General features: G+C 67.1%; 20 protein-coding genes. 10 read left to right on the top strand and 10 right to left on the bottom strand.

Translation table 11 applies throughout. From position 1 onward, the window contains the following. Window positions 1–10: 10 nt before the first annotated feature. The 5 genes from ACFVVM_RS20040 to nrdF form a co-directional block, all read right to left on the bottom strand. Complete coding sequence (locus ACFVVM_RS20040; protein ID WP_387620209.1) at window positions 11–772, bottom strand: ESX secretion-associated protein EspG; 762 nt, start codon at window positions 770–772, stop codon at window positions 11–13. Window positions 773–780: 8 nt separating this feature from the next. Next, window positions 781–2,136, bottom strand: a complete 1,356-nt coding sequence (locus ACFVVM_RS20035; protein WP_387620206.1) for a hypothetical protein — start codon at window positions 2,134–2,136, stop codon at window positions 781–783. Further along, entirely contained in the window at window positions 2,136–2,513 is a 378-nt protein-coding gene (locus ACFVVM_RS20030; RefSeq protein WP_387620203.1) for a hypothetical protein, read from the bottom strand. Before ACFVVM_RS20030 ends, ACFVVM_RS20035 begins: the two co-directional genes overlap by 1 nt. 16 nt (window positions 2,514–2,529) lie before the next feature. Further along, the gene (locus ACFVVM_RS20025) at window positions 2,530–3,060 is read right to left on the bottom strand and encodes a DUF3558 domain-containing protein (RefSeq protein WP_387620201.1); all 531 of its coding nucleotides are present in this window, start codon (window positions 3,058–3,060) and stop codon (window positions 2,530–2,532) included. A gap of 98 nt (window positions 3,061–3,158) precedes the next feature. After that, the gene (nrdF, locus tag ACFVVM_RS20020) at window positions 3,159–4,121 is read right to left on the bottom strand and encodes a class 1b ribonucleoside-diphosphate reductase subunit beta (RefSeq protein WP_387620199.1); all 963 of its coding nucleotides are present in this window, start codon (window positions 4,119–4,121) and stop codon (window positions 3,159–3,161) included. 378 nt (window positions 4,122–4,499) lie between these two features. Between nrdF and ACFVVM_RS20015 the strand changes: the two genes are divergently transcribed. The 3 genes from ACFVVM_RS20015 to ACFVVM_RS20005 all read left to right on the top strand — a co-directional run bounded on the left by ACFVVM_RS20015 (window position 4,500) and on the right by ACFVVM_RS20005 (window position 7,677). Continuing rightward, window positions 4,500–5,486 (top strand): hypothetical protein, encoded by a 987-nt coding sequence (locus ACFVVM_RS20015; protein WP_387620197.1) that lies wholly within the window; start codon window positions 4,500–4,502, stop codon window positions 5,484–5,486. Between the two features lie 41 nt (window positions 5,487–5,527). Next, window positions 5,528–6,463 carry a hypothetical protein gene (locus ACFVVM_RS20010; RefSeq protein ID WP_387620194.1) on the top strand — a complete coding sequence of 312 codons (936 nt, stop codon included), beginning with the start codon at window positions 5,528–5,530 and terminating at the stop codon, window positions 6,461–6,463. A gap of 230 nt (window positions 6,464–6,693) precedes the next feature. Then, window positions 6,694–7,677, top strand: coding sequence for a peptidase (locus tag ACFVVM_RS20005; RefSeq protein ID WP_387620192.1), 984 nt, complete (start codon window positions 6,694–6,696; stop codon window positions 7,675–7,677). Here ACFVVM_RS20005 and mgtE read toward each other — a convergent pair. Both mgtE and ACFVVM_RS19995 read right to left on the bottom strand, forming a co-directional pair. After that, the gene (mgtE, locus tag ACFVVM_RS20000; protein WP_387620189.1) at window positions 7,674–9,128 is read right to left on the bottom strand and encodes a magnesium transporter; all 1,455 of its coding nucleotides are present in this window, start codon (window positions 9,126–9,128) and stop codon (window positions 7,674–7,676) included. The two genes, ACFVVM_RS20005 and mgtE, sit on opposite strands and share 4 nt — an antisense overlap. Before the next feature lie 344 nt (window positions 9,129–9,472). Beyond that, window positions 9,473–10,054, bottom strand: a complete 582-nt coding sequence (locus ACFVVM_RS19995) for a TetR/AcrR family transcriptional regulator (RefSeq protein WP_387620186.1) — start codon at window positions 10,052–10,054, stop codon at window positions 9,473–9,475. 79 nt (window positions 10,055–10,133) lie between these two features. Between ACFVVM_RS19995 and ACFVVM_RS19990 the strand changes: the two genes are divergently transcribed. From ACFVVM_RS19990 to ACFVVM_RS19970, 5 genes are all read left to right on the top strand, one after another. Next, a complete protein-coding gene (locus ACFVVM_RS19990; protein ID WP_387620183.1) occupies window positions 10,134–10,820 on the top strand; it encodes a DUF899 domain-containing protein in 687 nt (228 codons plus the stop codon). A gap of 168 nt (window positions 10,821–10,988) precedes the next feature. Continuing rightward, window positions 10,989–11,984: an LLM class F420-dependent oxidoreductase gene (locus ACFVVM_RS19985; protein ID WP_387620181.1), complete on the top strand. Its 996-nt coding sequence runs from the start codon at window positions 10,989–10,991 to the stop codon at window positions 11,982–11,984. 33 nt (window positions 11,985–12,017) lie between these two features. Next, window positions 12,018–12,494, top strand: coding sequence for an RDD family protein (locus ACFVVM_RS19980; protein WP_387620179.1), 477 nt, complete (start codon window positions 12,018–12,020; stop codon window positions 12,492–12,494). 216 nt (window positions 12,495–12,710) lie between these two features. Further along, window positions 12,711–14,255, top strand: a complete 1,545-nt coding sequence (locus tag ACFVVM_RS19975; RefSeq protein ID WP_387620177.1) for a cellulase family glycosylhydrolase — start codon at window positions 12,711–12,713, stop codon at window positions 14,253–14,255. A 124-nt stretch (window positions 14,256–14,379) separates the two neighbouring features. After that, window positions 14,380–15,096 (top strand): hypothetical protein, encoded by a 717-nt coding sequence (locus tag ACFVVM_RS19970; RefSeq protein ID WP_387620175.1) that lies wholly within the window; start codon window positions 14,380–14,382, stop codon window positions 15,094–15,096. Between the two features lie 176 nt (window positions 15,097–15,272). Here ACFVVM_RS19970 and ACFVVM_RS19965 read toward each other — a convergent pair whose 3' ends face one another. Next, window positions 15,273–16,670, bottom strand: coding sequence for a DUF2252 domain-containing protein (locus ACFVVM_RS19965; protein WP_387620173.1), 1,398 nt, complete (start codon window positions 16,668–16,670; stop codon window positions 15,273–15,275). Window positions 16,671–16,797: 127 nt separating this feature from the next. Between ACFVVM_RS19965 and ACFVVM_RS19960 the strand changes: the two genes are divergently transcribed. Both ACFVVM_RS19960 and ACFVVM_RS19955 read left to right on the top strand, forming a co-directional pair. Further along, window positions 16,798–17,169: an RDD family protein gene (locus ACFVVM_RS19960; RefSeq protein ID WP_387620170.1), complete on the top strand. Its 372-nt coding sequence runs from the start codon at window positions 16,798–16,800 to the stop codon at window positions 17,167–17,169. A 162-nt stretch (window positions 17,170–17,331) separates the two neighbouring features. Then, window positions 17,332–18,390, top strand: a complete 1,059-nt coding sequence (locus tag ACFVVM_RS19955) for a fatty acid desaturase family protein (RefSeq protein ID WP_387620168.1) — start codon at window positions 17,332–17,334, stop codon at window positions 18,388–18,390. 36 nt (window positions 18,391–18,426) lie between these two features. Here ACFVVM_RS19955 and ACFVVM_RS19950 read toward each other — a convergent pair whose 3' ends face one another. Next, window positions 18,427–19,203: an NUMOD3 domain-containing DNA-binding protein gene (locus tag ACFVVM_RS19950; protein WP_387620166.1), complete on the bottom strand. Its 777-nt coding sequence runs from the start codon at window positions 19,201–19,203 to the stop codon at window positions 18,427–18,429. 48 nt (window positions 19,204–19,251) lie between these two features. Beyond that, on the bottom strand, window positions 19,252–21,357 hold the full coding sequence (gene nrdE / locus ACFVVM_RS19945) for a class 1b ribonucleoside-diphosphate reductase subunit alpha (RefSeq protein ID WP_387620164.1): 2,106 nt from the start codon (window positions 21,355–21,357) through the stop codon (window positions 19,252–19,254). Between the last annotated feature and the right edge of the window lie 5 nt (window positions 21,358–21,362).

Raw genomic sequence — 21,362 nt, 5'->3', positions numbered from 1 at the left:
ACTTGGTGATTCAGTGCGGCAGGTAGGTGCCGTCGCGGGTGGCGGTGACGGTTTCGGTGATGATGGCGGACAGGGTTTTGGCGACCCGGTGGGGGGCCGCTGGTTTGACGGTGATGGTGCGGCTGCCGTAGACGACATAGCGGCCGTCGTCGGTCACGTCGTGGAGCTGGAAGTCGTCGCGGCCCTCGGTGTGGCGGTTGTCGATGCTGCCGTAGGGGTAGACGGCGAGGTGGTGGATCGCGTCCATCGGGCGGGTGAAGAATTGCTCGAACTGTTCGCGGGAGGTGGGTCGCCACGGGTCGCGGGTCGGTGGGCGGGGTTCGTCGAGTTCGGTCGCGGTGACCGCGATGGGGGCACCGGTACCGGCCTCGCGTCGGGGCAGTGCGCCGAGTGCGGCTTCGGCGAGGTCGTCGGCGGCCAGCAGCGACAGCGCCACCTCGCCACCGGTGCCGTCGGGCCCCGGCTGCTGCACCGCCAGCGCGGCGAACCGATCGAGGACGGCGCCGTGCGCGCCCGCGGTTCTGGTGCGGTCGGCGAAACCCGCGACCTCGACCCTGGCCTGCGGTGCGAGCAGAACGCGCACCGCGTGTTCCAGCTCGGAATCCAGCTGTGGCGCGAGGTTCTCGGCCGCTTGCCGACGCGATCTCGCAGCGTCGGAGTCCGGTTCGGTGGACTCCTGCCGGAGTGGATAGGGCAGCACATCCCGGCCGGTGACTTCCCACAGGGTGCGGAATTCGAGCGCGGTGAATCGCCAGGATCGGATCGGTGGCATACGAACTCCTAGGCGCCGATCACCGGCGGCACTGTTTTCGGCAGGTCCTCCAGGCCGGTCAGTTCATTGCCGTTGTCCTGGTTGATCAGGTAGTCAGGGATGCCTTTGGACTGCTCGTCCTCACCCTTACCGCGTGCCCCGCCCGGTGCGCCCATCCCGCCCATACCGTTGCGGCCCGCGCTCGAACCGGCACCGGCGCCCGTTCCCGCGCGGGTCGCGGCCGCGGCGGCACCGGGCGAGCCGGGCAGCGCGGCACCCGGCGACGGGCTACCGGCCGCGCCGCCACCCGCACCACCGGAACCGAGGCCACCGGAACCCAGACCGCCGGACGGTGATCCGCCGGCGCCGGTGCTCGGCGTGCCGACACCCGCGGCGGCCGTTCCCAGCGATTGCGGTGTGGTTGCCCCGTCGGGGTCTTGCGAGCTCGGGTCCTGCGCGAGACTGTTCGGCTGTTGGGATCCGCCGTCCTGGCCCTGGCCGTTGTCCGGCGTCGTCGCGGCGGGTTGTGTTCCGGCGGGAGTTTCGCCGGTGGGCTGACCCCCGGTGCTGCCGTTGGTGCCGCCGCGACTGCCGTCGGTTCCACCATCGGTGCCGCCGTCGGTGCCGCCATCGCCGCCGATCGGTTTCGGCAGCGGGATCACCGGCACGTCGGCATCGGATTCGTGCACCACCTGGGCATACACCGTCCGCAACACCCGGCGGGCCTCGGTGACCGCGTTCTCTTCGGCGACATCGTCATCGCGCCAGCCCCGCCCGACCACCCAGGAGCGGGCGTTGTCGAACCCACTGCGGTGTTCGGGCGCGTGCGGGACGAGTTCCTTGGTCGGCTCGAGTCCGGTGAGCAACTCGTCGACCTTGTTGCCGGTCAACGCCGAAGCGGTGCTCACCCGCCCACCCATCGCCTGATAGTCGGCGACCGTCTGCGCCGCCGCCTGCGCGGTCGCTCCGCGCCACACCTCGGGCGCGGTGCCGCGGGCGATCTGGCCCTGGAATTCGGTGAGCGAGGTGGAATTGCGTTCGGTGATCTTCTTCCAGCCGTCGCTGAGATTGCGCACCGCCGTGAGGTCGATCTTGTCGACCTTGGCCCGCAGTGCCGCCGCATCGCCCTGGAAATCCTCGGGGCTGAGCACTTCCAGTGGCCGGTAGTCGCCGTCGTGGCCGAGGTCGCCGACTCGGCCGCGGACCGAGTCACGCAGGTTGTTGTAGCGGTTCTGCACGGCCGCGGCGTCGACGGTGTCCTCGGGGGCACCGCCGCCGATCAGGTTGACCAGGCCCGTCATCATCTTCGCGCCGAGACCGTCCATCTCGGTGGAGCCCTGCATGAACGGGTTCGGATTCGAGGGCGGGGAGTAGAGACCACCCATCAGCTGAGCTGCTCGGAGGTGTAGTCGAGGGCGTTGGCGTTGGCGATGTCCTGGCCGGTGATGCGCTGGAAGGAGAGTGCGAACACTTCACGCAGCTCTTTGACGACCTCGATGTCCTTCTGGATCACCGCGTCGATGGAGTTCGGCTCACCCGTTGCCTGGGCGAGGAACTTCCTCTCCAGGTCGCGGCCCATGTTGAAGTCACCGAACCCGCCGACGTTCTGGACGTCGCGCGCGAGGTCGAGCATGTCTTCGAGATCGACGATGCGCTTGTCACATGCCTTGTAGCAGTTGTAAGCGGCGGCTTCGTCGTCCAGGTACACCTCGCCTGCCTTGACCTGACCCAGCAGTTGGCTGGATGCGGTTTGCCCGCTCATCTTGTCTTCCCCCAGATCAACTCGGAAACAGCGGTACGAAAACCTCACCGACCCGCTGCGCGTACACACACGGGTCTTCGAGTTCTTCAGGTTCGAGGCTGGCCCTGTTCATGATGCTGATCTGCACAACTCCTTGTTGTGCGGGAAACAGAACATCGCACCGGAGATCCATCGAGGCACCCTCGACCTTGAACTGCCGACCTGTTCGGTCGGCGATCGTGACGTCACGGAAATCGACCTGACCCGGCTTCTGTTCGAACTCTGACACCGTGCGGGCGGTGGAGAACACCGCGACGCTGTACTTGTCGCCGCCGCGCCATCTGCAGATCTCCCACCCCGACTGATGCACTCCACCGATCCCGAGCTCCTCGGTCGCAGGGTCGACCCCGACCGCCCGAATCGCATCGTCAGGAATCTCCGAACACGGATCCCACAACGGAGCCGGAGCACTACTCGTCGCCACCGGTGTCCCCGACTCGGCGTCGCACCCCACGACCGCCCCGACGACAACCCCACCGATCACCAGCGAGCTGAGAACGCGCCTCATCCCCACCCCTCCGTATGCGACGACAATTCCTGGGCGAGTCTACGAGAACCTGATCATTGTCACGGGAGGCGGCCCGACCGCCTCCCGCCCGAACGACCTCAGAACTCCCAGTCCTCGTCCTCCGTATTGACGGCCTTGCCGATGACGTAGCTGGAACCCGAGCCGGAGAAGAAGTCGTGGTTCTCGTCGGCATTCGGCGACAGCGCCGACAGGATCGCCGGGTTCACCTCGCACTCGTCCTTGGGGAAAAGTCCCTCGTAGCCGAGATTCATCAGCGCCTTGTTGGCGTTGTAGCGCAGGAACTTCTTGACGTCCTCGGTGAGGCCGACCTCGTCGTAGAGGTCCTGGGTGTAGTCCACCTCGTTGTCGTAGAGCTCGAAGAGCAACTCGAAGGTGTAGTTCTTGAGCTCGTCGCGCTCGGCCTGGGAGACCAGCTCGAGGCCCTTCTGGTACTTGTAGCCGATGTAGTAGCCGTGCACCGCCTCGTCGCGGATGATCAGGCGGATCATGTCGGCGGTGTTGGTGAGCTTGGCCCGCGAGGACCAGTGCATCGGCAGGTAGAAGCCGGAGTAGAACAGGAAGCTCTCCAGCAGCGTGGAGGCCACCTTGCGCTTGAGCGGGTCGTCACCGTTGTAGTACGACAGGACGATCTCGGCCTTGCGCTGCAGGTTGCGGTTCTCCTCCGACCAGCGGAACGCCTCGTCGATCTCCTTGGTGGAGCACAGGGTGGAGAAGATGGAGCTGTAGCTCTTGGCGTGCACCGACTCCATGAACGCGATGTTGGTGTACACGGCCTGCTCGTGCGGGGTGAGCGCGTCGGGGATGAGCGAGACCGCGCCGACGGTGCCCTGGATGGTGTCGAGCAGCGTCAGGCCGGTGAAGACCCGCATGGTGAGCTGCTTCTCATCGGGGGTCAGGGTGTTCCAGGAGGGGATGTCGTTGGACACCGGCACCTTCTCCGGCAGCCAGAAGTTGCCGGTCAGCCGGTCCCAGACCTCGGCGTCCTTCTCATCGGGCACCCGATTCCAGTTGATGGCCGACGCCCGATCGATGAGCTTCATTCCGCCTCCACACCTTTCTGCCAGACCATTACCCACACCTCGCCGCCATGCGCGCGCCGATTCACCCTGAACACTACTCGTAGTGGGTGACATCTCCAGCCAACACAACAGCTTGTGTTGCGGCGCGCCGAAACCGACTCCAACTGCCGGATCCGCGCACCACACACGCGGCCCCCATTGTGCGCCACGCGAGCCCCCGGTCCCGCATCGCATCGCCAGTGATTCGCCGCATGCTCTCGGGTGGCGGTCGAGCGCGGTGAGCGGGGCCACCCGCCGGTGGGCACGGCCTCGATGCGGCTGCGCGCCCGAGGATCGGGCACACTGTGCACCCGGAACGGGTAGGAAAAGGCGGGATGTCCCGCGCGAGGGGGATTTTCGATGCTGGTGCGCCGTTCGGCGATGATCGTCGCCGTCATGCTCGGCCTGGTGGCCTGCCAGGACGAACTACCCGGACAGCGCGATGACAACCCGATCTCGGTCGCCGCCTCGATGCCGGAATTCTGGAAGACCGCCCCCGGCTCCGACGACGAGCGCTGGGAGGTCCTGCGCAGGGTCCGCGCGATCGACCCGTGCGCGCTCATCCCGCGCGCGGAGCTCGGCCACTTCGGTGAGCCACTGCAGGTCGAGGCCGACAATCTCAACCGCTGCTCGACGACTTTCGGCTCCACCGAGTCCGGCAAGGGAACGAAGATCGGCTGGTCACTCGGCGTGGCTCCCGAGGGCTATATCTGGGGCGAGACCAAGCGTGACGAGGTCGACGGCATCACCGTCGGCATGCTCCGCGATCTCGATGCTTCGCCGGAGTTGGAGGGCAAGCTCACCGAGCGAAGCTGCACGGCCATCGCCAGTTTCGCCAATACCGTCACCCTGCCGCTGCGGGTGAGCACGCCACTGGGCACCGAACCGTGCCCCGCCGCCCAGGCGGCACTGACCCGCGCGATGCGCGCACTCGCCGACGAGCCCGCGCAGGGTACGTCCCCGGACACGCCGAACACGGTGCTGCTCGGCACGGACCCGTGCGCGGTGGCCGCTGTCCTCGGCGCGGCGACGCCGGTGCTCGAGCAGCGCGCCTGGTCCTGCTCCTTCACCCATCGCGATGACGAGATCCACGTCGAATACGCCTACGACAACGAGGGCTACGTCATCGACGACGAGCCGATCTTCGTCGTCAACGGCCACCAGGGATACGGTGCCGCCGACGATGTGGGCGGGACGGTGTTCTACCGCGCGGCCCTCGGCACAGCCCTGCCCGGCGCCCCCTCGTCCATGGGTCCACGAATCCCGGCGATCAGCGTCTCCGGGAAGGACCGCGACACCGTCGAAGCCGTCCTGCGCGCCACCACTGAACTCTTCCCCGCTCGCTGAAAGGCGACCACCGCCACGAGAGGAAATCGACTGTGCGACAGATGATTCTGCTCATCGCTGCGGCACTGACACTGACAGCATGTCAGAGCGGACAAGCCGCGGACCCCATGCCGACCGGCGGATTCTGGTCCACCGCAGCGGTTTCCGATGACGAGAAGCTCGCCGTCATCCGCAAGGTTCGCGCGATCGATGCGTGCGCGCTGCTGCCGCGGGAATCGCTCGCCGCGCTCGGCCGGGTGAGTGAGGTCGAGAATGTGCAGCCGGATCAGTGCCGGGCGAACATCGCCGTCGACGCACATCCGGCTGGTATCGATGCCAACTGGAGCGTCGGTGCGTCCTACGGCGTGGAACCGACGATCGGCGAACCGGTGGTCGAGCGGGCCATGGGCGACGTGCGGGTGCTCTATCACGACGAACCGTCCACCTCCGCGGACCCGCAGGTCCGCGCCAGTTGCGCGGCGCTGGCCAAGTTCGTCACCGGTGCCGATCTGATGCTGAGTGTGCGTGCACCACAGGATGCCTGCGCCACAGCCGAGGAGCTGCTGCGCATCGCCTTGGTCCAGTGGCGGGACGAACCGGCTCACGGCAGCTCGCCGGATTCCGACCGCACGGTGGTCACCGGTGCCGATCCGTGCGCGGTCGCCGCCTTCCTCGGCACGCAGGTCCCGGTGGCCGATCAGGGCATCGTCAAGTGCAGGCTGACCGTCGACGGCCATGAGGCCATCCTCACCTTCGGCTACAGTCCGGAACGCGTGGTCATCAGCGCGGTCCCCGCCTTCACCGCTGGGCCCCGACAGGTGTATCGCTCCGACGCCGCGCCATCCGGTATCACCTCGCTGACCGCGATCGTCGGCCCCACCCTCACCGCGAGCGCGGCCGAGTCGCTGCTGGGCCCGCAGGTGCCGACGGTCCGGGTCACCACCGACGCCGCGGTCGCGGAGAAGATCATGCGCGAGGCGCTGGCACTGCTGCCCTGACCTCCAACGTCTACCGGGATGTTCGCGTCCCGGTTGTCATCGTCACGGCCGATCCCATCGTCTCCGAACAGGTCATGCGCGAGACCCTCGCGACCCTGACCTGAGCCGATCGATGCTGACAACGTTCCGGGAACGACCGCCCGGATCGTTTGCGCGCGGGTTGCCAACCCGGGCAGACTCGGTGGTCGGGCGTGAGTCCGGGCCGGAGTCTGTCGAGGACAGGGGTGCCGATGTATCGCAAGATGATGTTGGCCGCTACCGCGTTACTCGTGTGCGCCGCGTGTGGTGGCGACTCCGACGATCCGCCCGACTACGCCACCTTGGACCCACCACCGGCCCCCGTCATCCCCGCTCAGCCCCCGGAGTTCTGGTCGCAGGTGCCGCAGAACGAGGCCCAACGGCACGAGGTCGCCCAGGCCACCCGCCAGGTCGACGTGTGCGCCCTGCTCCCCCGCGACGTCCTCGACGACCTCGACCACGTGCACAGCGTCACCGTGGGCCTCGACTCGTGCCGGGCCATCCTCGACACCGACCAGCCGGGCCAGGGCACCACCCTCACCTGGCACTCCACGCTGCTGGATTCGCTGGGTTCGACAGGCCGCGGCACCACCAGACAGTTCGGCGACGTGGCTGTGCGGCTGGTTCCCGATCGCGACGCGGGCGAGCCGCGCTCGTGCGGCGCGACGGCCCGCTTCCCCTCCGGCGCCGCGTTCTACCTCGGCCTGTCGACCCCACCGGGGCAGAATCCGTGCGAGGTGGCCGACGGGCTGATGCCCGGCATGCTGGACCGCTGGCGCGAATCACCGCCGCAGGGCACCTCCCCCGACACCGCGCCCACGGTGCTGCTCGGCGCCGACCCGTGCGCGGTCCGCGCGAAGCTGGCCGACACCACCGAGACCGGCGAACAGCAGCGACTCACCACGTGTCTGTTCCGCTACCGGGGCGAACGGGTCACCGTCAGCTACGAGTACCGGGTCCCTGATTACCTGGCCGAACGCGGCACCGAGGAACGAATCGACGATCACCCGGTGTATCGCTCGGTGTCGATCTACGACAATCGCATCCCGATCTTCACTTCCGCGGTCGGCCCGGAGCTGCCCGACAGCGCCACCCAGTTCGGCACCCGCGTCCCGGTCGTCGAGGTGGTCTCGGTGACCGACGACGTCGGCCGCGACGTGATGGGCCAGGTACTGACGCTGTTCCCGCAGAACTAGATCCCCAGCACCAGCTTCGCCGTGGTGAAGTAGATGATCAGCCCGGTCGCGTCCACCAGCGTGGTCACCATGGGCGCCGACACCACCGCGGGGTCGATGCGGAACCGCTTGGCCACCAGCGGCATCGTGCCGCCGATGGTGGCGGCCCAGCCACAGATGATGACCAGCGTGACCGCCACGACGATCGCGACCTTCGGCCCGACGAACACCGTGCCGATGAGCAGCCCGGCGACGGCCAGCATGCTGCCGAGCACAAGCCCCACCCGGCATTCCCGCCAGATCACCTTGAACAGGTCCGAAACGCGCACCTCGCCGACAGCCAGCGCGCGCACGCACGCCGTCGCGGCCTGGGCGCCGGCGTTCCCGCCCGCGCCGATCAGCAGCGGGATGAACAGGGCCAGGCTCGCGGCCTGCTCCAGCGTCGCGGAGAACATGTCGGTGACGCTGACGGTCAACGTGGCGGCGAACAGCAGCAGCATCAGCCACAGCGCCCGGTAGCGCGCCAGCTGGAACACCTTGGCGGCCATGTAGTGGCCCTCCCACGGCGCCGAACCGGCCTGCTTGGCCACGTCCTCGCTGTCGGCGGCCTCGACCACCTCCATCGCGTCGTCGATGGTGAGCAGCCCGACGACCCGGTCCTCGCTGTCGACCACGACCAGGTTGATGTCGTTGGTCGAACTCATCAACCGGGCGGCCTTCTCCGCGGAGTCGGTGGCCCGCGCGAACGGCGGTTCGGTGACCACGAGCTCGGACACCATCGCCTCGGGCGCGTGCAGCACCAGCTCCCGCAGCTCGACGATGCCGGTGAGCCGACGACCGCGGTCGACGACGGGCAGCGTGTACACGGTCTCGGCGTTGCCGCCCTTGGCGCGCACCCACGCCAGCGCCTGGGCCACGGTCAGGTTGCCCGGCAGCGCAACGACCTCCGGGGTCATGTACTGCCCGACCGAGCCCTCGGGGTAGCCGAGCAGCGTGGCGGTCATCCGGCGTTCGCGCGGGCTCAGCCCGGCGAGCACCTTCTTGGCGACCTTGGCGGGTGCCTCGTGCAGCATGCGGGCGCGGTCGTCGGGGTCCATCGCCTCGACCAGATCGCGAAAGCTCTTCTCGCGCAGGCCCTGCAGAATCTGCTGCTGGTCGACCGGCTCGAGTTCCTCGAACACCGCGATCGCGCGGTCCTTGTCGAGCAGCCGGAACACCACGCCGGCCTGCACGGCGTCCATGCGGGCGAGCGCGTCGGCGATGACGTGCGGCGGGCGGTTGTCGAGCCAGTCCATCGCACCGTCGACCCGGTGGGTCTCGACGATGTCGCGCACCGAGTCCGACAGGATCGCCAGCGCCTCGGTCACCGCGTGGTCCTCGACGGATTTCTGGGCATGGTTCGGCGAATCTGCTTCCGGCACAACGGAATCAGCGGGAACGTGACGGGCTTCGACGAGATCGATCTGCGACATGGGACAGTCCTCTGGCGCGCGTGTGCGCATGCCCGCGGCACAGCCACGGGAACGCTACGGGTGAATCGGGAGACGGTGCGGCACACCGCGGGCGTCGACCACCACGACCATCACGCACCGCCGGAACTGTCCGGGGAGGAACTCAGTGCGAAGACGAAGGGGCGACGCCGCGCGGCCTTCGACTGGGGGGTTCGCTGCGCATGCAACACCACCTCCTCGTCGTCGCTGCAGGCTGTCGCCGAATGCAGATCACTGGGGTACCCATTCGGGCACACACTTGCACTTGCAGAGTACATGCGAGGTTCAAATGTTTCATCTCGACCCGCACGTACCACTGGTCACACTCACCCCGTGGGCGGCAGTCCGGCGATGACGGTGTCGACGGCCTGTTCGGCCAGCACCCACAGCTCGGCGCGGTCGACGTGCCGCAGCGGTCCGCGCAGTGCCAGCTCGGCGAAGCCGTGCACGGTGGACCAGCAACTCCAGGTCGCGCCCTCGCGGGCCGAGGGCGCCAGGTCGCCGATGTGGACCATCAGGTCGAGCGCGTCGGCCAGCGCGAGGTAGGCGGGCGAGTCGTGCACCGACTCCGGTGAGGTGTCGCCCGCGCCGAAGAAGGCAGTGGCGAACCAGCCCGGTTCGGTCAGCGCGAACGCGAGATAGCCGAGACCGACGGCACGCAGGCGCTGGCGCGGAGCGGTCAGGCCGCGGTCGGCCGCCATGCCCGTCGCCATGCGTGCCTCGATCGCGGCCGAGACCGCGCGCAGCAGCGCCTGCCGGTCGGGAAAGTGCCGGTAGGCGGCGTTCGGCGTGACGCCGACGCGGCGGGTGACCTCGCGGATCGTCAGCGCGTCGGGGCCGCCGGACCTGGTGAGTTCGAGGCCGGATTCGACGAGCGCCGCAGCGAGGTCACCGTGGTGATAAGCCAACTCTTGAACCCCCTTTCCGCGAAGTGTACGCTGTGAACATATCAAATGTGCACGCCGTACACATCGAAGGGTGAGCGCCATGACCGCACTGCCGACCATCGTCGATCAGGACACCTGGCAGGCCGAGCTCGACCGGCTCCGGATCAGGGAGAAGGCCGCGACGCGCGAACTCGACGCCGTCGCCGCGCAGCGACGCGCCCTACCCGCCGTCCGGCTGCCCGACTACACGCTCAAAGCCGAAGACGGGAGCGAGGTTTCACTCGCCGAGGTCTTCGACGGACACTCGCAGCTGATCACCTACCACCACATGTGGACACCGGGGAACACCTGGCAGTGTCCCGGCTGCACCGGGCTCACCGCCCAGTACGCGCGCCTGGATTTCCTCGATGCCTACGACGCGCGATTCGTCATCGTCACCCAGGGCCCGATCGACGAGGCCCTGGCCTACAAGCGCCGCGTCGGCAACACGATGACCTGGTATTCGACCGCCGACAGCCCCTTCGGCGCCGATATGGGCGCGGCACCGGGCGGACACTTCGCGGTGAACACCTTCCTGCGCGACGGCGACACCATCTACCGCAACTGGCACACCGACGGTCGCGGCACCGAGCAGCTCTCCTACACCTTCGGCCTCGTCGACGCCCTCCCCTACGGCCGCCAGGAGGACTGGCAGGACAGCCCCGACGGCTGGCCGCAGTCACCGACCTACAGCCGCTGGCCGAGTTCGCAGGACATCGCCGCCTCCTACGGCGACCCGACCGCCTGACCCGAGGCCCGGCGCGGGCGGATATCGGCGCATAACGGCCGGTCCAGGATTCAGCGCGCCGCGCGCACAACAGTTGCCTGGGTGGCCGACAGTGGGAAAAGTGGACCCGACACCCGCGGTGAGTCGCGCCGCGACATCGGTTCAGGTCAACACACTGAGGAGAATCCTGTGCGTTTCGGCATCTTCGTCCCCCAGGGCTGGCGACTCGATCTGGTCGGTATCGAACCGGCCGACCAATGGGCGGTGATGCGCGAACTTGCCCAGCGCTTCGACAGCACCCCCGAGTGGGAGTCGATCTGGGTCTACGACCACTTCCACACGGTGCCCATCCCGACCGACGAGGCCACCCACGAGGCGTGGACGCTGATGTCGGCGTTCGCGGCGACCACCTCGCGGGTGCGGCTCGGGCAGATGTGTACGGCCATGAGCTACCGCAACCCCGCCTACCTGGCCAAGGTGGCCGCCACCGTCGACCTGATCTCGGGCGGTCGCGTGGAGATGGGCATCGGCGGTGGCTGGTACGAACACGAGTGGCGCGCTTACGGTTACGGCTTCCCGTCCGCGGGCGAGCGCCTGGGCCGCCTCGACGAGGGTGTGCAGATCTTCCGCCAGGCCTGGCAGACCGGCCGCGCCACCCTCGACGGCAAGTACTACCAGGTCGACGACGCCATCGTGCACCCACGTCCGTTGCAGGAGAACGGGATTCCGATCTGGGTCGCCGGTGGTGGCGAGAAGAAGACGCTGCGCATCGCCGCGAAGTACGCCGACTACACCAACTTCAGCGGTGACCCCGAGGAGTTCGCCCGCAAGTCGGAGATCCTGCGTCAGCACACCGTCGACGTCGGCACCGATTTCGCCGCCATCACCCGCAGCTCCAACTTCAACGCCATCGTCGGCACCACCGAATCCGAAGTGCAGGAACGCCTCTCGGCCATCGTAGACCGCCTCACCCCGTTCCTCGGCGCCGACGAGGCCAAGATCCGCGTGCACGACCAGTTCGCCAACAGCGCCGCCGTCGGCACCCCCGAACAGATCATCGAACGCCTCACCACCGTCAAGGACCTCGGCCTCGCCTACGCCATCCTCAACTTCCCCGAAGCCGCCTACGACACCTCCGGCATCGAACTCTTCGAACGCGAGGTGATCCCCGCCTTCACCGCCTGATCTCACAGCCCGGAGTGCAATAGCCTTGTCGCCATGAATGATTCGCAGGCGGGGCGGCGCGAGGCGGAAGCGCTGGCGAACCGGTACGAGCGACGGCCCGACGGCACTTTGCGCCTCGGGCCCGCCCTCGACAAGGACGGTGTCCCACTGCCGCCCGCGTCCAGCCTGACCATCACCCGATCCGACGGCACCGAAGGCGCAGCCGTACCGGTGGTCCTCGCCATCCTGATCGATGTGGCCCTGCACCTGGGCATCGGCCTCGCCACCTGGTGGCTCCTACGCCCGGACGCCCCCGGCATGGCGATCATCTACGGCCTCCTCGCCTGGATCGCCGCCTCCTTCCTCCACCGCACCGTCCTCCAACACCTCACCCGCACCACCCTCGGCAAATCCCTCTTCGACCTCCGCCTCCGCCACCCCGACGGCACCTACCCATCCCTCCCCCGCCTGATCCGACGCTGGACCTACTCCCTGCTCGAAACCATCGTCGCTTTGGTGACGTCTCCCTGAGCACGGACACCGTCGACCGATCCGACCTGGCGGCGGCGGTCTGCGATGGGAAGCACCGGCGGTTTCGCGAAGCCGGACATCTACTCCTGCGGTAGCACTTTCAGTTCTGTGTGGCCTTGACCACAGTGCGTATCCCCGGCTATGTTCTCTCGCCAACAGACTTGGACACACGTTCAGTTGAACTGACGTCCAGCTGGGGATCGAGGGATACGAATGATGTTGACCGACGCTCGGCGGCTGCGCGGGCTCAGTGGGCACCGGATCACGGTGCGGTGGGTGGCGGTGATCGCCCTGGTCGCGGGGGTGGTAGCCGCCGGGGGTGGGTCGGGGGTGGCGGAGCCGGGGGGTGGGTTGACGCCGTTGCGGACGCAGGGGGCCGAGATCATCGACGGGTTCGGGCGGACCGTGTTGTTGCACGGGGTGAACAATGTCGACAAGTCGGCGCCGTACGTGCAGCCCGGGGACGGCCTGACGCTCACCGATTCCTCGGCGGCGTTGCTGGCGCGGCACGGGTTCAACACCGTGCGGCTCGGGGTCTCGTTCGACGGGCTGATGCCGACCGAGGGTGTGGTCGACACCGCGTATCTGGATCGGCTCGCGAACGTGGTCGACACCTTGGCGGCGCACGGGATCTACACACTGCTCGACAATCATCAGGACGGGTTGTCGAAGATCTGGGACGGCAACGGCTTTCCCGAATGGTCGATCCGGGCGCGGCCCGGGGCCGACGAGCCGAATCCCGGGTTCCCGCTGTACTACCTGATGCCCAGCATGAACAAGGGCTGGGACGAGGTCTGGAACAACACCTACGGTGTGCTCGATCATCTCGGGGTCGCGCTGGGGGCGCTGGCCGAGCGGATGAACGGGCGCGCGAGCGTGCTCGGCATCGAACTGCTCAACGAACCATGGCCCGGCACACCGTTTCTCACCTGCTTCCCCAACGGCTGCCCGGACTTCGACGCGAAATATCAACGCGCACTGCAGAAACTGACCGACGCCGTGCACTCCCGCAATCCCACGGTCCCGGTGTTCTGGGAACCCAATGTCACCTGGAACGAGACCATGCCGAGCCACCTCGGCAAGAACCCGCCGATCACCAGCCCGAACATCGTGTTCTCCCCGCACGACTACTGCATCCCCAGCCAGCTCGCCATCTACCTCGGCCTGCCCGAGGAACTGCGCGCCCTGTGCCCGGTACAGCAGGACAAGACCTGGGCGAACATCGACTCGTTCACCGACCGCACCGACATCCCCACCATCGTCACCGAATTCGGCGACGGTGATCCGACGGTGTTGCGCAACACCGTGACCCGCGCCGACGAACGCTTCATCGGCTGGCACTACTGGCATTACAGCGCTTCCGACGGCGATCCGTTCCGCGGCGAGCTCGGCCGTGAGCTGGTCCGCACGTATCCCCAGGCCACGGCGGGCACCCCCGACCGGATGATCTTCGATTCCGGCAACGGCGATTTCGCCTACCGCTACCGCCCGCGACCGTCCTCGGCACCCACCGAGATCTACGTCTCCGACCTGGCCTACCCCGACGGCTACGAGGTGCGGGTCACCGGCGGCACCGTCACCTCCGCGGCGAACGCCCGCGTGGTCACCGTCGAAGCCGACGGCTCCGACCCGGTCACCGTCCGTATCCACCGCCCAGGCTCACCCGGCGCCGAACTACCGTCCGGCGGTGGCGGCTCCTCCTCGGGCGGCACCGGATCGGCTTCGGGACTCCCCGGTCTGCTCACCGGCTCGGCCGGCTGACCGAACCACGTTCCGGGACAACCGGATACGGATGGTCGGCGGGCTCACGCACACCGTCGACCGGTAACCTCGACCCGAATCTGCCGGGACAAACGTTCCAGCAGATCCGGAAGGGGGGATTCTGGTGATCGAAGCGTTCGCCGACAGCGCGGCGGTTCTCATCGCGGCGGGCTCGACCACGCTCGGCGCCGTCTACGCGGCGGTGCTCCAGCTCTTCGACGCTCGCGGCGCCGCGCAACGGGTGGAACGGCTGAACGAGGTCATCGCGGTGGCCGGCGAGCACAGCGACATCGCGGCGACCGGCGTCGACGACAAGGCACCGACCGGTGCGGCCAGGATCGACTGGCTCGAGTCCATCGCGCGGGAACGGTCCAGCCTCGATGTCCGCAACCACGCGGCGGCACTGCAACAGCAGCGCTGGACCACCGTGGCCAGCCTGCTGTGTGGCGTCATCGCGATCGGCGTGGTGATGTTCGGCCTCCTCATCGACAACGGGAGCGACCCGCACGGCGTGGCCGCGGCAGCCGCGGGCATCCTCCCCGGCGCGGCCAGCGGCCTGCTGTTCTGGCAGTCGCGCAGCGCCAGCATCCGCGCCGACAAGTTCGCCGACCGGATCTCGGCCACGGCCGCGCGCGCCGAGGCACTGCGGATGTCGGCGGCGATCCTCGACCACGGCACCCGCGACCGGTTCACCACCGCCGTCCTGCTCAGCTCCGCGTTCCCCGCGCTGGACGGACCGGAGATCTGGCGCATGGCCGAACAGATCGAGAGCGAATGCGAGGCGGACCGGGCCAAGGTCGACGAGGTGGAGCCGGAATCTGCTCCGCCACCGGCGAATTGAGCAGCACCACCGCACGGTCGGTGGTCGATCGGACTCCGGTCCTCGGCCGATGACCGATGCCGTGCATCGGCGCGGTGCCGGCCAGGGACTCCTTCCACGCCGCGAGGGAGGCGTCCGCGTCCTGCTGTGGTTCCTGGCTCGACCCTGAGCGCCCGGCAACGTCGTGAGCTGCGAATTCAGGCCCAGCCGACCTCGTGCGCGGTGACCGTACCGTCGGCAATGGCAGCGACCAGCTGAGCATGATCGCGCGCGTTCTGGTCGGCGTAGGCGCGGGCGAAGCCGACCAGTGCGGTATCGGTGCGGTCGGTACGGCCCAGGTAATCCGCGATCATCGAGGCGTCACCGGAGCGAGCGTGCGCGCGGGCGAGCACCCGCGCGCAGGCGGCGGCGAACTGTTCGAGCTGGGGCGCGATCCGGGCGCCGTCGGCGGTGATCTTCATGTCGCGGAACTGCCGGACATAGAAGTCCATCCCGTCCACGCGCGTCCAGCCGAGAAACTTGTCGGTGGTCGACTGCAACATCCGCTGACCGTGGGCGACGCGCGAACCGTGGTTGTCATAGCGGCTCGGCGGCAGAAAGTCCTCGTACACCGAGCGACCCGCCTGCTTGACCTGGACGAAGAACGGATCACCGGTGCGCCGTTCCTCGAGCAACGCCAGGTAGACCCGCATCCCGACACTGCCCACCCCGACCACCTGCCGGGCCACATCGATCACGCGGAACCGGGTGAGCAACGACCAGATGTGGTCGGGCACCGAGTCGGCGTAACCGTGCACGACCGCACCGACCAGCCGACGCTGATCGGCACCGACCGACACCCGGAACGGCGGCAACTCGGTGATCCGCCGCCGTCCGTCGCGGATCTCGGTGAACTTGCCGAACGCGCCGCGACTGGTGCGCTTGACCGTGCCGCGCCGAATCTCCCTGCGTGCCAACTGTTGTGCGCGGGGGCCGAAGTAGCCGAGGAAGTCCTCGGCGTCCACGCGCTCGTACCAGATGTCGATCTCCGGTGTGCGCGCGTACTCCGCCATCGCCGCCCGATACGCGGCCGAGGTGGCCGCCACCGCCGCGTCCGAGCGTTCGTCGGGCACGCCGTTGTCCCGGCCGAGCACCACCAGCGAGGCCACCAGCCGCAGCAGGTCCCATTCGAACGGGCCGGGCAGCGTCTCGTCGAAATCGCGGAGGTCGAACACCAGATTGCGTTCCGGGCTCGCCCACATGCCGAAGTTCAGCACGTGCGCGTCGCCGCACAGCTGCACGCCGATCCCGGTGTTCGGCCGCGATGCCAGATCCGCGGCCATGATGGCGGCCGCCCCGCGGTAGAACGTCCACGGCGACGCCGCCATTCGCGCCATCCGGATCGGCACCAGATCCGGTGCCCGCAGTGCGTTCTGCGCGAGCACCGTGGCCAGCGCGTCGTGCCCGCGCGCCTCCGGATTCCAGTCCCCGAGCGCCGAGCGTGGTACGACAGCGCGCGCGTCACGTCCGCGCCCGCCGCGTTCGGGCCGCTCGATCCGGTCGCGGGGCGCCAGCGGATAATCGAGGCCGTCTTCCCTGTGCTCCGCGACGGACATGTCCGGTCCTCCTCGATGGCGACGCCCTGCGGCGATCCAACACGAGCTGCCCTCAGAATAGGCCCGGATCGCGGTGGCAAGGTCGTTACCGGGTGTTCGTTAAGCGGTGTCGAGCACGCTGCGCCGTATGACCACTGCAGTACGGACCGAGCATGCGGCGGACGAATTCCCGCTCACCGGAAGCACTTCCGACGGTGACGAGACCGGCGTGATCACCGCGTTCCTCATCGACATGACGCTGCACGCCACGATCGGCGCCACCGCCTGGGCCATCGCGTCCGGTCCGACCGCCGTCCTCTACGGCATCGCGGCCTGGCTGGGCACGTCCTTCCTGCACCGGACGGTCATCCAGCGATTCACTCGCACCACGATCGGCAAGTGCTCGTTCGGGCTCGAGTTACGCCAGGTGGACGGCACGTATCCCTCGACCGGACAGTTGATCGTCCAGTGGTTCCGGGGTGGCCTGTGCTGCTTCGACATCTTCGGCAGGGTCGACTGAGGCGCGAATACCACATCGCAGCCCGATTTCCTGTCATACCGGAGGGTTACAGGCATCGAGAATTCCGCCGATAGCGTCGGGGTATCGACATCGGCGCCCTCCGTCGGCAGGCATCATCGACGGGTGGATGGGGCGTCTCCGGCGCAGTTCTGAGGAAGATCTATGACGACATCTGGTCTGGTCCCCGAGTCATCTCCACGGTCAGCGCGGCGCGGCACCGACGGGGATTACGCCCGCCTGCTGCGCCGGATCTCCGATGCCGGGCTGATGGATCGGCGTCCCGGCTACTACGTCACCCGGCTCGGTCTGGTCGGGCTCGCGTTCGTCGCGGGCTGGGCGGCGTTCGTCCTCGTCGGTGATTCGTGGTGGACGCTGCTCGTCGCGGCGTGCATGGCCGTGGTGTTCGCGCAGATCGCCCTGGTCATGCACGATGTCGCGCACCGCCAGGTCTTCCGGCTGCGGAAGCCGACGGAGCTGGTGGGACGAATCGTCGGCAATGCCGGCATCGGACTCGGCTACGGCTGGTGGCAGGACAAGCACACCCGCCATCACGCCAACCCGAACCACGAGGAACTCGATCCCGATGTCGCGCCGGACATTCTGGTCTGGTCACAGCGGCAGGCACGGCCGAGCCGAGGTCTGCCACGTCTGATCGGACGGGCGCAGGCGTTCCTGTTCTTCCCCCTGCTGCTACTCGAGGGCCTCAACCTCCACGTGGCAGGCATTCGCGCGCTCCGGAATCGATCGGTCAAACACCGCGGCTGGGAAGGCGCCCTGCTGTTCGGCCACTTCGCCCTCTACCTGACCGCACTGTTCGCGGTACTGCCCGCCGACAAAGCCCTCGCGTTCTTCGCCGTCCACCAGGGCCTGTTCGGCCTGTACATGGGCTGCATCTTCGCCCCCAACCACAAGGGCATGCCGACCCTGACCGGCAACGACCGCCCCGACTACCTACGCCGCCAGGTCCTGACCTCCCGCAACGTCCGCGGCGGCCCCGTCACCGACCTCGCCTTCGGCGGCCTCAACTACCAAATCGAACACCACCTGTTCCCGAGCATGCCCACCCCGAACCTGCGCCACGCCCAGCCGATCGTCCGCGACTACTGCACCGAAATCGGCGTCCCCTACCACGAAACCGGCCTGATCACCTCGTACCGCGAGGCACTGAAACACCTACACCACGTCGGCGCCCCACTCCGAACCGGCGATCGAGCCGAATGATCGTGCGGGACAGCACCGACGGGCTGACGATCGGATTCAGCCCTCGGATTCCGGATCGCACTGTTTCGCCAAGTCCTCGACGCAGTATGCGCAGGACGGCTTCACCACACCTTTGTTCGTGTGATAACGCGTGTGCGCGCTTCGCCTACTCGACGGCTTTGGTACGCCTTTCCGAACAGCAGACATTTTCGCCCGAGTCTCGGCACTGGCTGCCCGTCCATAATTCGGGTTTCCCGCACCCGTTCTCATCTCCGACAGCAGCCGACGCGATTCCTCTGGCATCGCATGACCGAATCGCGGGTGTGCGGCGCCGAACTTCCCGAAATTGGGATTGGCTTCACCCTGGTATGTGCCTTTGCGTTCGACAGACCACTTCGCTCGCTGCGATGCCGAGTGCGTCCGCCCGTAAAACGGATTCTCTTCGCCGAAACGACTCACACCCGGACGGCCAGTCGAACGTATCCGCGCAGCCTCCCGCATCTCCGCAGTCCAGATCACACCGATTGGCCCGAGTCCGCCATCAGCCAGATTGAGCAGCGGCTGACCTTCTTTCCGAAGGTAGGCGATCCAAGCGATCTCGGCCCGACCCAGATCCTCGAGGCCGTATACCCAATCCAAGTTGTCCGCGATCACAGCATCGCGATCCTGTTTGCGAAGCCAGTCGTAGAACGGGGTCTTTCGACCCGCTTTGGCTTCTTTGAAGTGCTGGCGAAGCCGTATATGCTCCGTCTTCGTTGTCAGACCGATATAGCGGTACTCATACTCGGTGCGGAGACGAATTCCGTAGATCACACCGTCAGTTGGCTTGCTCATCAGACCCCCCCGCACCGAGTATTCATGAAGAGAACATGTTACGAGAAGTTACAGCATGCAGCTGACGCAATTCTCTATTTCAGTCCCCTGCAATGCCATTTGCCGCAGGCGAATGTAGTAGAGGGTCTTGATTCCCTTGCGCCAGGCGTAGATCTGGGCCTTGTTGATGTCGCGGGTGGTGGCGGTGTCCTTGAAGAACAGGGTCAGGGACAGGCCCTGGTCGACGTGCTGGGTGGCGGCCGCGTAGGTGTCGATGATCTTTTCGTAGCCGATTTCGTAGGCGTCGTCGTAGTACTCGAGGTTGTCGTTGTCGAGGTACGGGGCCGGGTAGTAGACGCGGCCGATCTTGCCTTCCTTGCGGATCTCGATCTTGGACGCCACCGGGTGGATCGAGCTGGTGGAGTGGTTGATGTAGGAGATCGAACCGGTGGGCGGGACGGCCTGGAGGTTCTGGTTGTAGATGCCGTACTCCTGGACCGAGGCCTTGAGTTCGCGCCAGTCGTCCTGGGTGGGGATGTGCACGCCCGCGTCGGCGAAGATCTGGGCGACGCGGTCGGTCTTGGGTTCCCAGGCCTGGTCGGTGTACTTGTCGAAGTACTCGCCGGAGGCGTACTTGGAGTCGGCGAAGCCACCGAAGGCGCTGCCGCGCTCCTTGGCGATCAGGTTCGAGGCCCGGATCGCGTGGTAGACCACGGTGTAGAAGTAGATGTTGGTGAAGTCCACACCCTCTTCGGAACCGTAGTGGACCCGCTCGCGCGCCAGGTAGCCGTGCAGGTTCATCTGGCCCAGGCCGATGGCGTGGGACTCGTTGTTGCCCTGCTCGATCGAGGGCACCGAGAAGATGTGGGTCTGGTCCGAGACCGCGGTGAGCGCGCGGATCGAGGTCTCGATGGTCTGGCCGAAGTCGGGCGAGTCCATCGCCTTGGCGATGTTGAGCGAACCCAGGTTGCAGGAGATGTCCTTGCCGACCTTGGAGTACGAGAGGTCGTCGTTGAACTCCGAGGGGGTGGAGACCTGCAGGATCTCCGAGCACAGGTTCGAGTGGGTGATCTTGCCCTTGATCGGGTTGGCCCGGTTCACGGTGTCCTCGTACATGATGTACGGGTAACCCGACTCGAACTGCAGCTCGGCGATGGTCTGGAAGAACTCGCGCGCCTTGATCTTCGACTTGCGGATGCGCTTGTCGTCGACCATCTCGTAGTACTTCTCGGTCACGTTCACATCGGCGAACGGCACACCGTAGATGCGCTCGACGTCATACGGCGAGAACAGGTACATGTCCTCGTTCTTCTTCGCCAGCTCGAAGGTGATGTCGGGGATCACCACGCCCAGCGAAAGCGTCTTGATGCGGATCTTCTCGTCCGCGTTCTCACGCTTGGTGTCGAGGAAGCGGTAGATGTCGGGGTGGTGCGCGTGCAGGTACACCGCGCCCGCGCCCTGGCGCGCGCCGAGCTGATTCGCGTAGGAGAACGAGTCCTCGAGCAGCTTCATGATCGGGATGACACCCGAACTCTGGTTCTCGATCTTCTTGATCGGCGCGCCGTGCTCACGAATGTTGCTGAGCAGCAACGCGACACCGCCGCCGCGCTTGGACAGCTGCAGCGCGGAGTTGATCGAACGCCCGATCGACTCCATGTTGTCCTCGATGCGCAGCAGGAAGCAGGACACGGGCTCGCCGCGCTGCTTCTTGCCGGAGTTGAGGAAGGTGGGGGTGGCGGGCTGGAAGCGGCCGTCGATGATCTCGTCGACCAGCTTGCCCGCGAGCACCTCGTCGCCGGCGGCGAGGGTGAGCGCGACCATGCAGACGCGGTCCTCGAAGCGCTCCAGGTAGCGCTTGCCGTCGAAGGTCTTGAGCGTGTAGGAGGTGTAGTACTTGAACGCGCCGAGGAAGGTGGGGAACCGGAACTTCTTGGCGTAGGCCTGCTGGAAGAGCTGCTTGACGAAGGGGCGATCGTACTGATCGAGCACCTCGGTCTCGTAGTAGTTCTCCTTGACCAGGTAGTCCAGCTTCTCGTCCAGGTTGTGGAAGAAGACGGTGTTCTGGTTGACGTGCTGCAGGAAGTACTGGTGGGCGGCCTCGCGGTCCTTGTCGAACTGGATCTTGCCGTCGGGGCCGTACAGGTTCAGCATCGCGTTGAGGGCGTGGTAGTCCATGACCT

The sequence above is a fragment of the Nocardia sp. NPDC058176 genome, from assembly GCF_042883805.1.
Lineage (GTDB): Bacteria > Actinomycetota > Actinomycetes > Mycobacteriales > Mycobacteriaceae > Nocardia.
This window is presented reverse-complemented; position numbering and strand designations above follow the sequence as displayed.

Bases quoted from the DNA above. Each gene is read 5' to 3' on its own strand.
- ACFVVM_RS20030 (WP_387620203.1), bottom strand. From the start codon at position 2,513: ATGAGCGGGCAAACCGCATCCAGCCAACTGCTGGGTCAGGTCAAGGCA.
- ACFVVM_RS19980 (WP_387620179.1), top strand. From the start codon at position 12,018: ATGAATGATTCGCAGGCGGGGCGGCGCGAGGCGGAAGCGCTGGCGAAC.
- ACFVVM_RS20005 (WP_387620192.1), top strand. From the start codon at position 6,694: ATGTATCGCAAGATGATGTTGGCCGCTACCGCGTTACTCGTGTGCGCC.
- ACFVVM_RS19990 (WP_387620183.1), top strand. From the start codon at position 10,134: ATGACCGCACTGCCGACCATCGTCGATCAGGACACCTGGCAGGCCGAG.
- nrdF (WP_387620199.1), bottom strand. From the start codon at position 4,121: ATGAAGCTCATCGATCGGGCGTCGGCCATCAACTGGAATCGGGTGCCC.
- nrdE (WP_387620164.1), bottom strand. From the start codon at position 21,357: ATGGACTACCACGCCCTCAACGCGATGCTGAACCTGTACGGCCCCGAC.
- mgtE (WP_387620189.1), bottom strand. From the start codon at position 9,128: ATGTCGCAGATCGATCTCGTCGAAGCCCGTCACGTTCCCGCTGATTCC.
- ACFVVM_RS20015 (WP_387620197.1), top strand. From the start codon at position 4,500: ATGCTGGTGCGCCGTTCGGCGATGATCGTCGCCGTCATGCTCGGCCTG.
- ACFVVM_RS20010 (WP_387620194.1), top strand. From the start codon at position 5,528: ATGATTCTGCTCATCGCTGCGGCACTGACACTGACAGCATGTCAGAGC.
- ACFVVM_RS20035 (WP_387620206.1), bottom strand. From the start codon at position 2,136: ATGGGTGGTCTCTACTCCCCGCCCTCGAATCCGAACCCGTTCATGCAG.
- ACFVVM_RS20040 (WP_387620209.1), bottom strand. From the start codon at position 772: ATGCCACCGATCCGATCCTGGCGATTCACCGCGCTCGAATTCCGCACC.
- ACFVVM_RS19965 (WP_387620173.1), bottom strand. From the start codon at position 16,670: ATGTCCGTCGCGGAGCACAGGGAAGACGGCCTCGATTATCCGCTGGCG.
- ACFVVM_RS19950 (WP_387620166.1), bottom strand. From the start codon at position 19,203: ATGAGCAAGCCAACTGACGGTGTGATCTACGGAATTCGTCTCCGCACC.
- ACFVVM_RS19975 (WP_387620177.1), top strand. From the start codon at position 12,711: ATGTTGACCGACGCTCGGCGGCTGCGCGGGCTCAGTGGGCACCGGATC.
- ACFVVM_RS19955 (WP_387620168.1), top strand. From the start codon at position 17,332: ATGACGACATCTGGTCTGGTCCCCGAGTCATCTCCACGGTCAGCGCGG.
- ACFVVM_RS19960 (WP_387620170.1), top strand. From the start codon at position 16,798: ATGACCACTGCAGTACGGACCGAGCATGCGGCGGACGAATTCCCGCTC.
- ACFVVM_RS20025 (WP_387620201.1), bottom strand. From the start codon at position 3,060: ATGAGGCGCGTTCTCAGCTCGCTGGTGATCGGTGGGGTTGTCGTCGGG.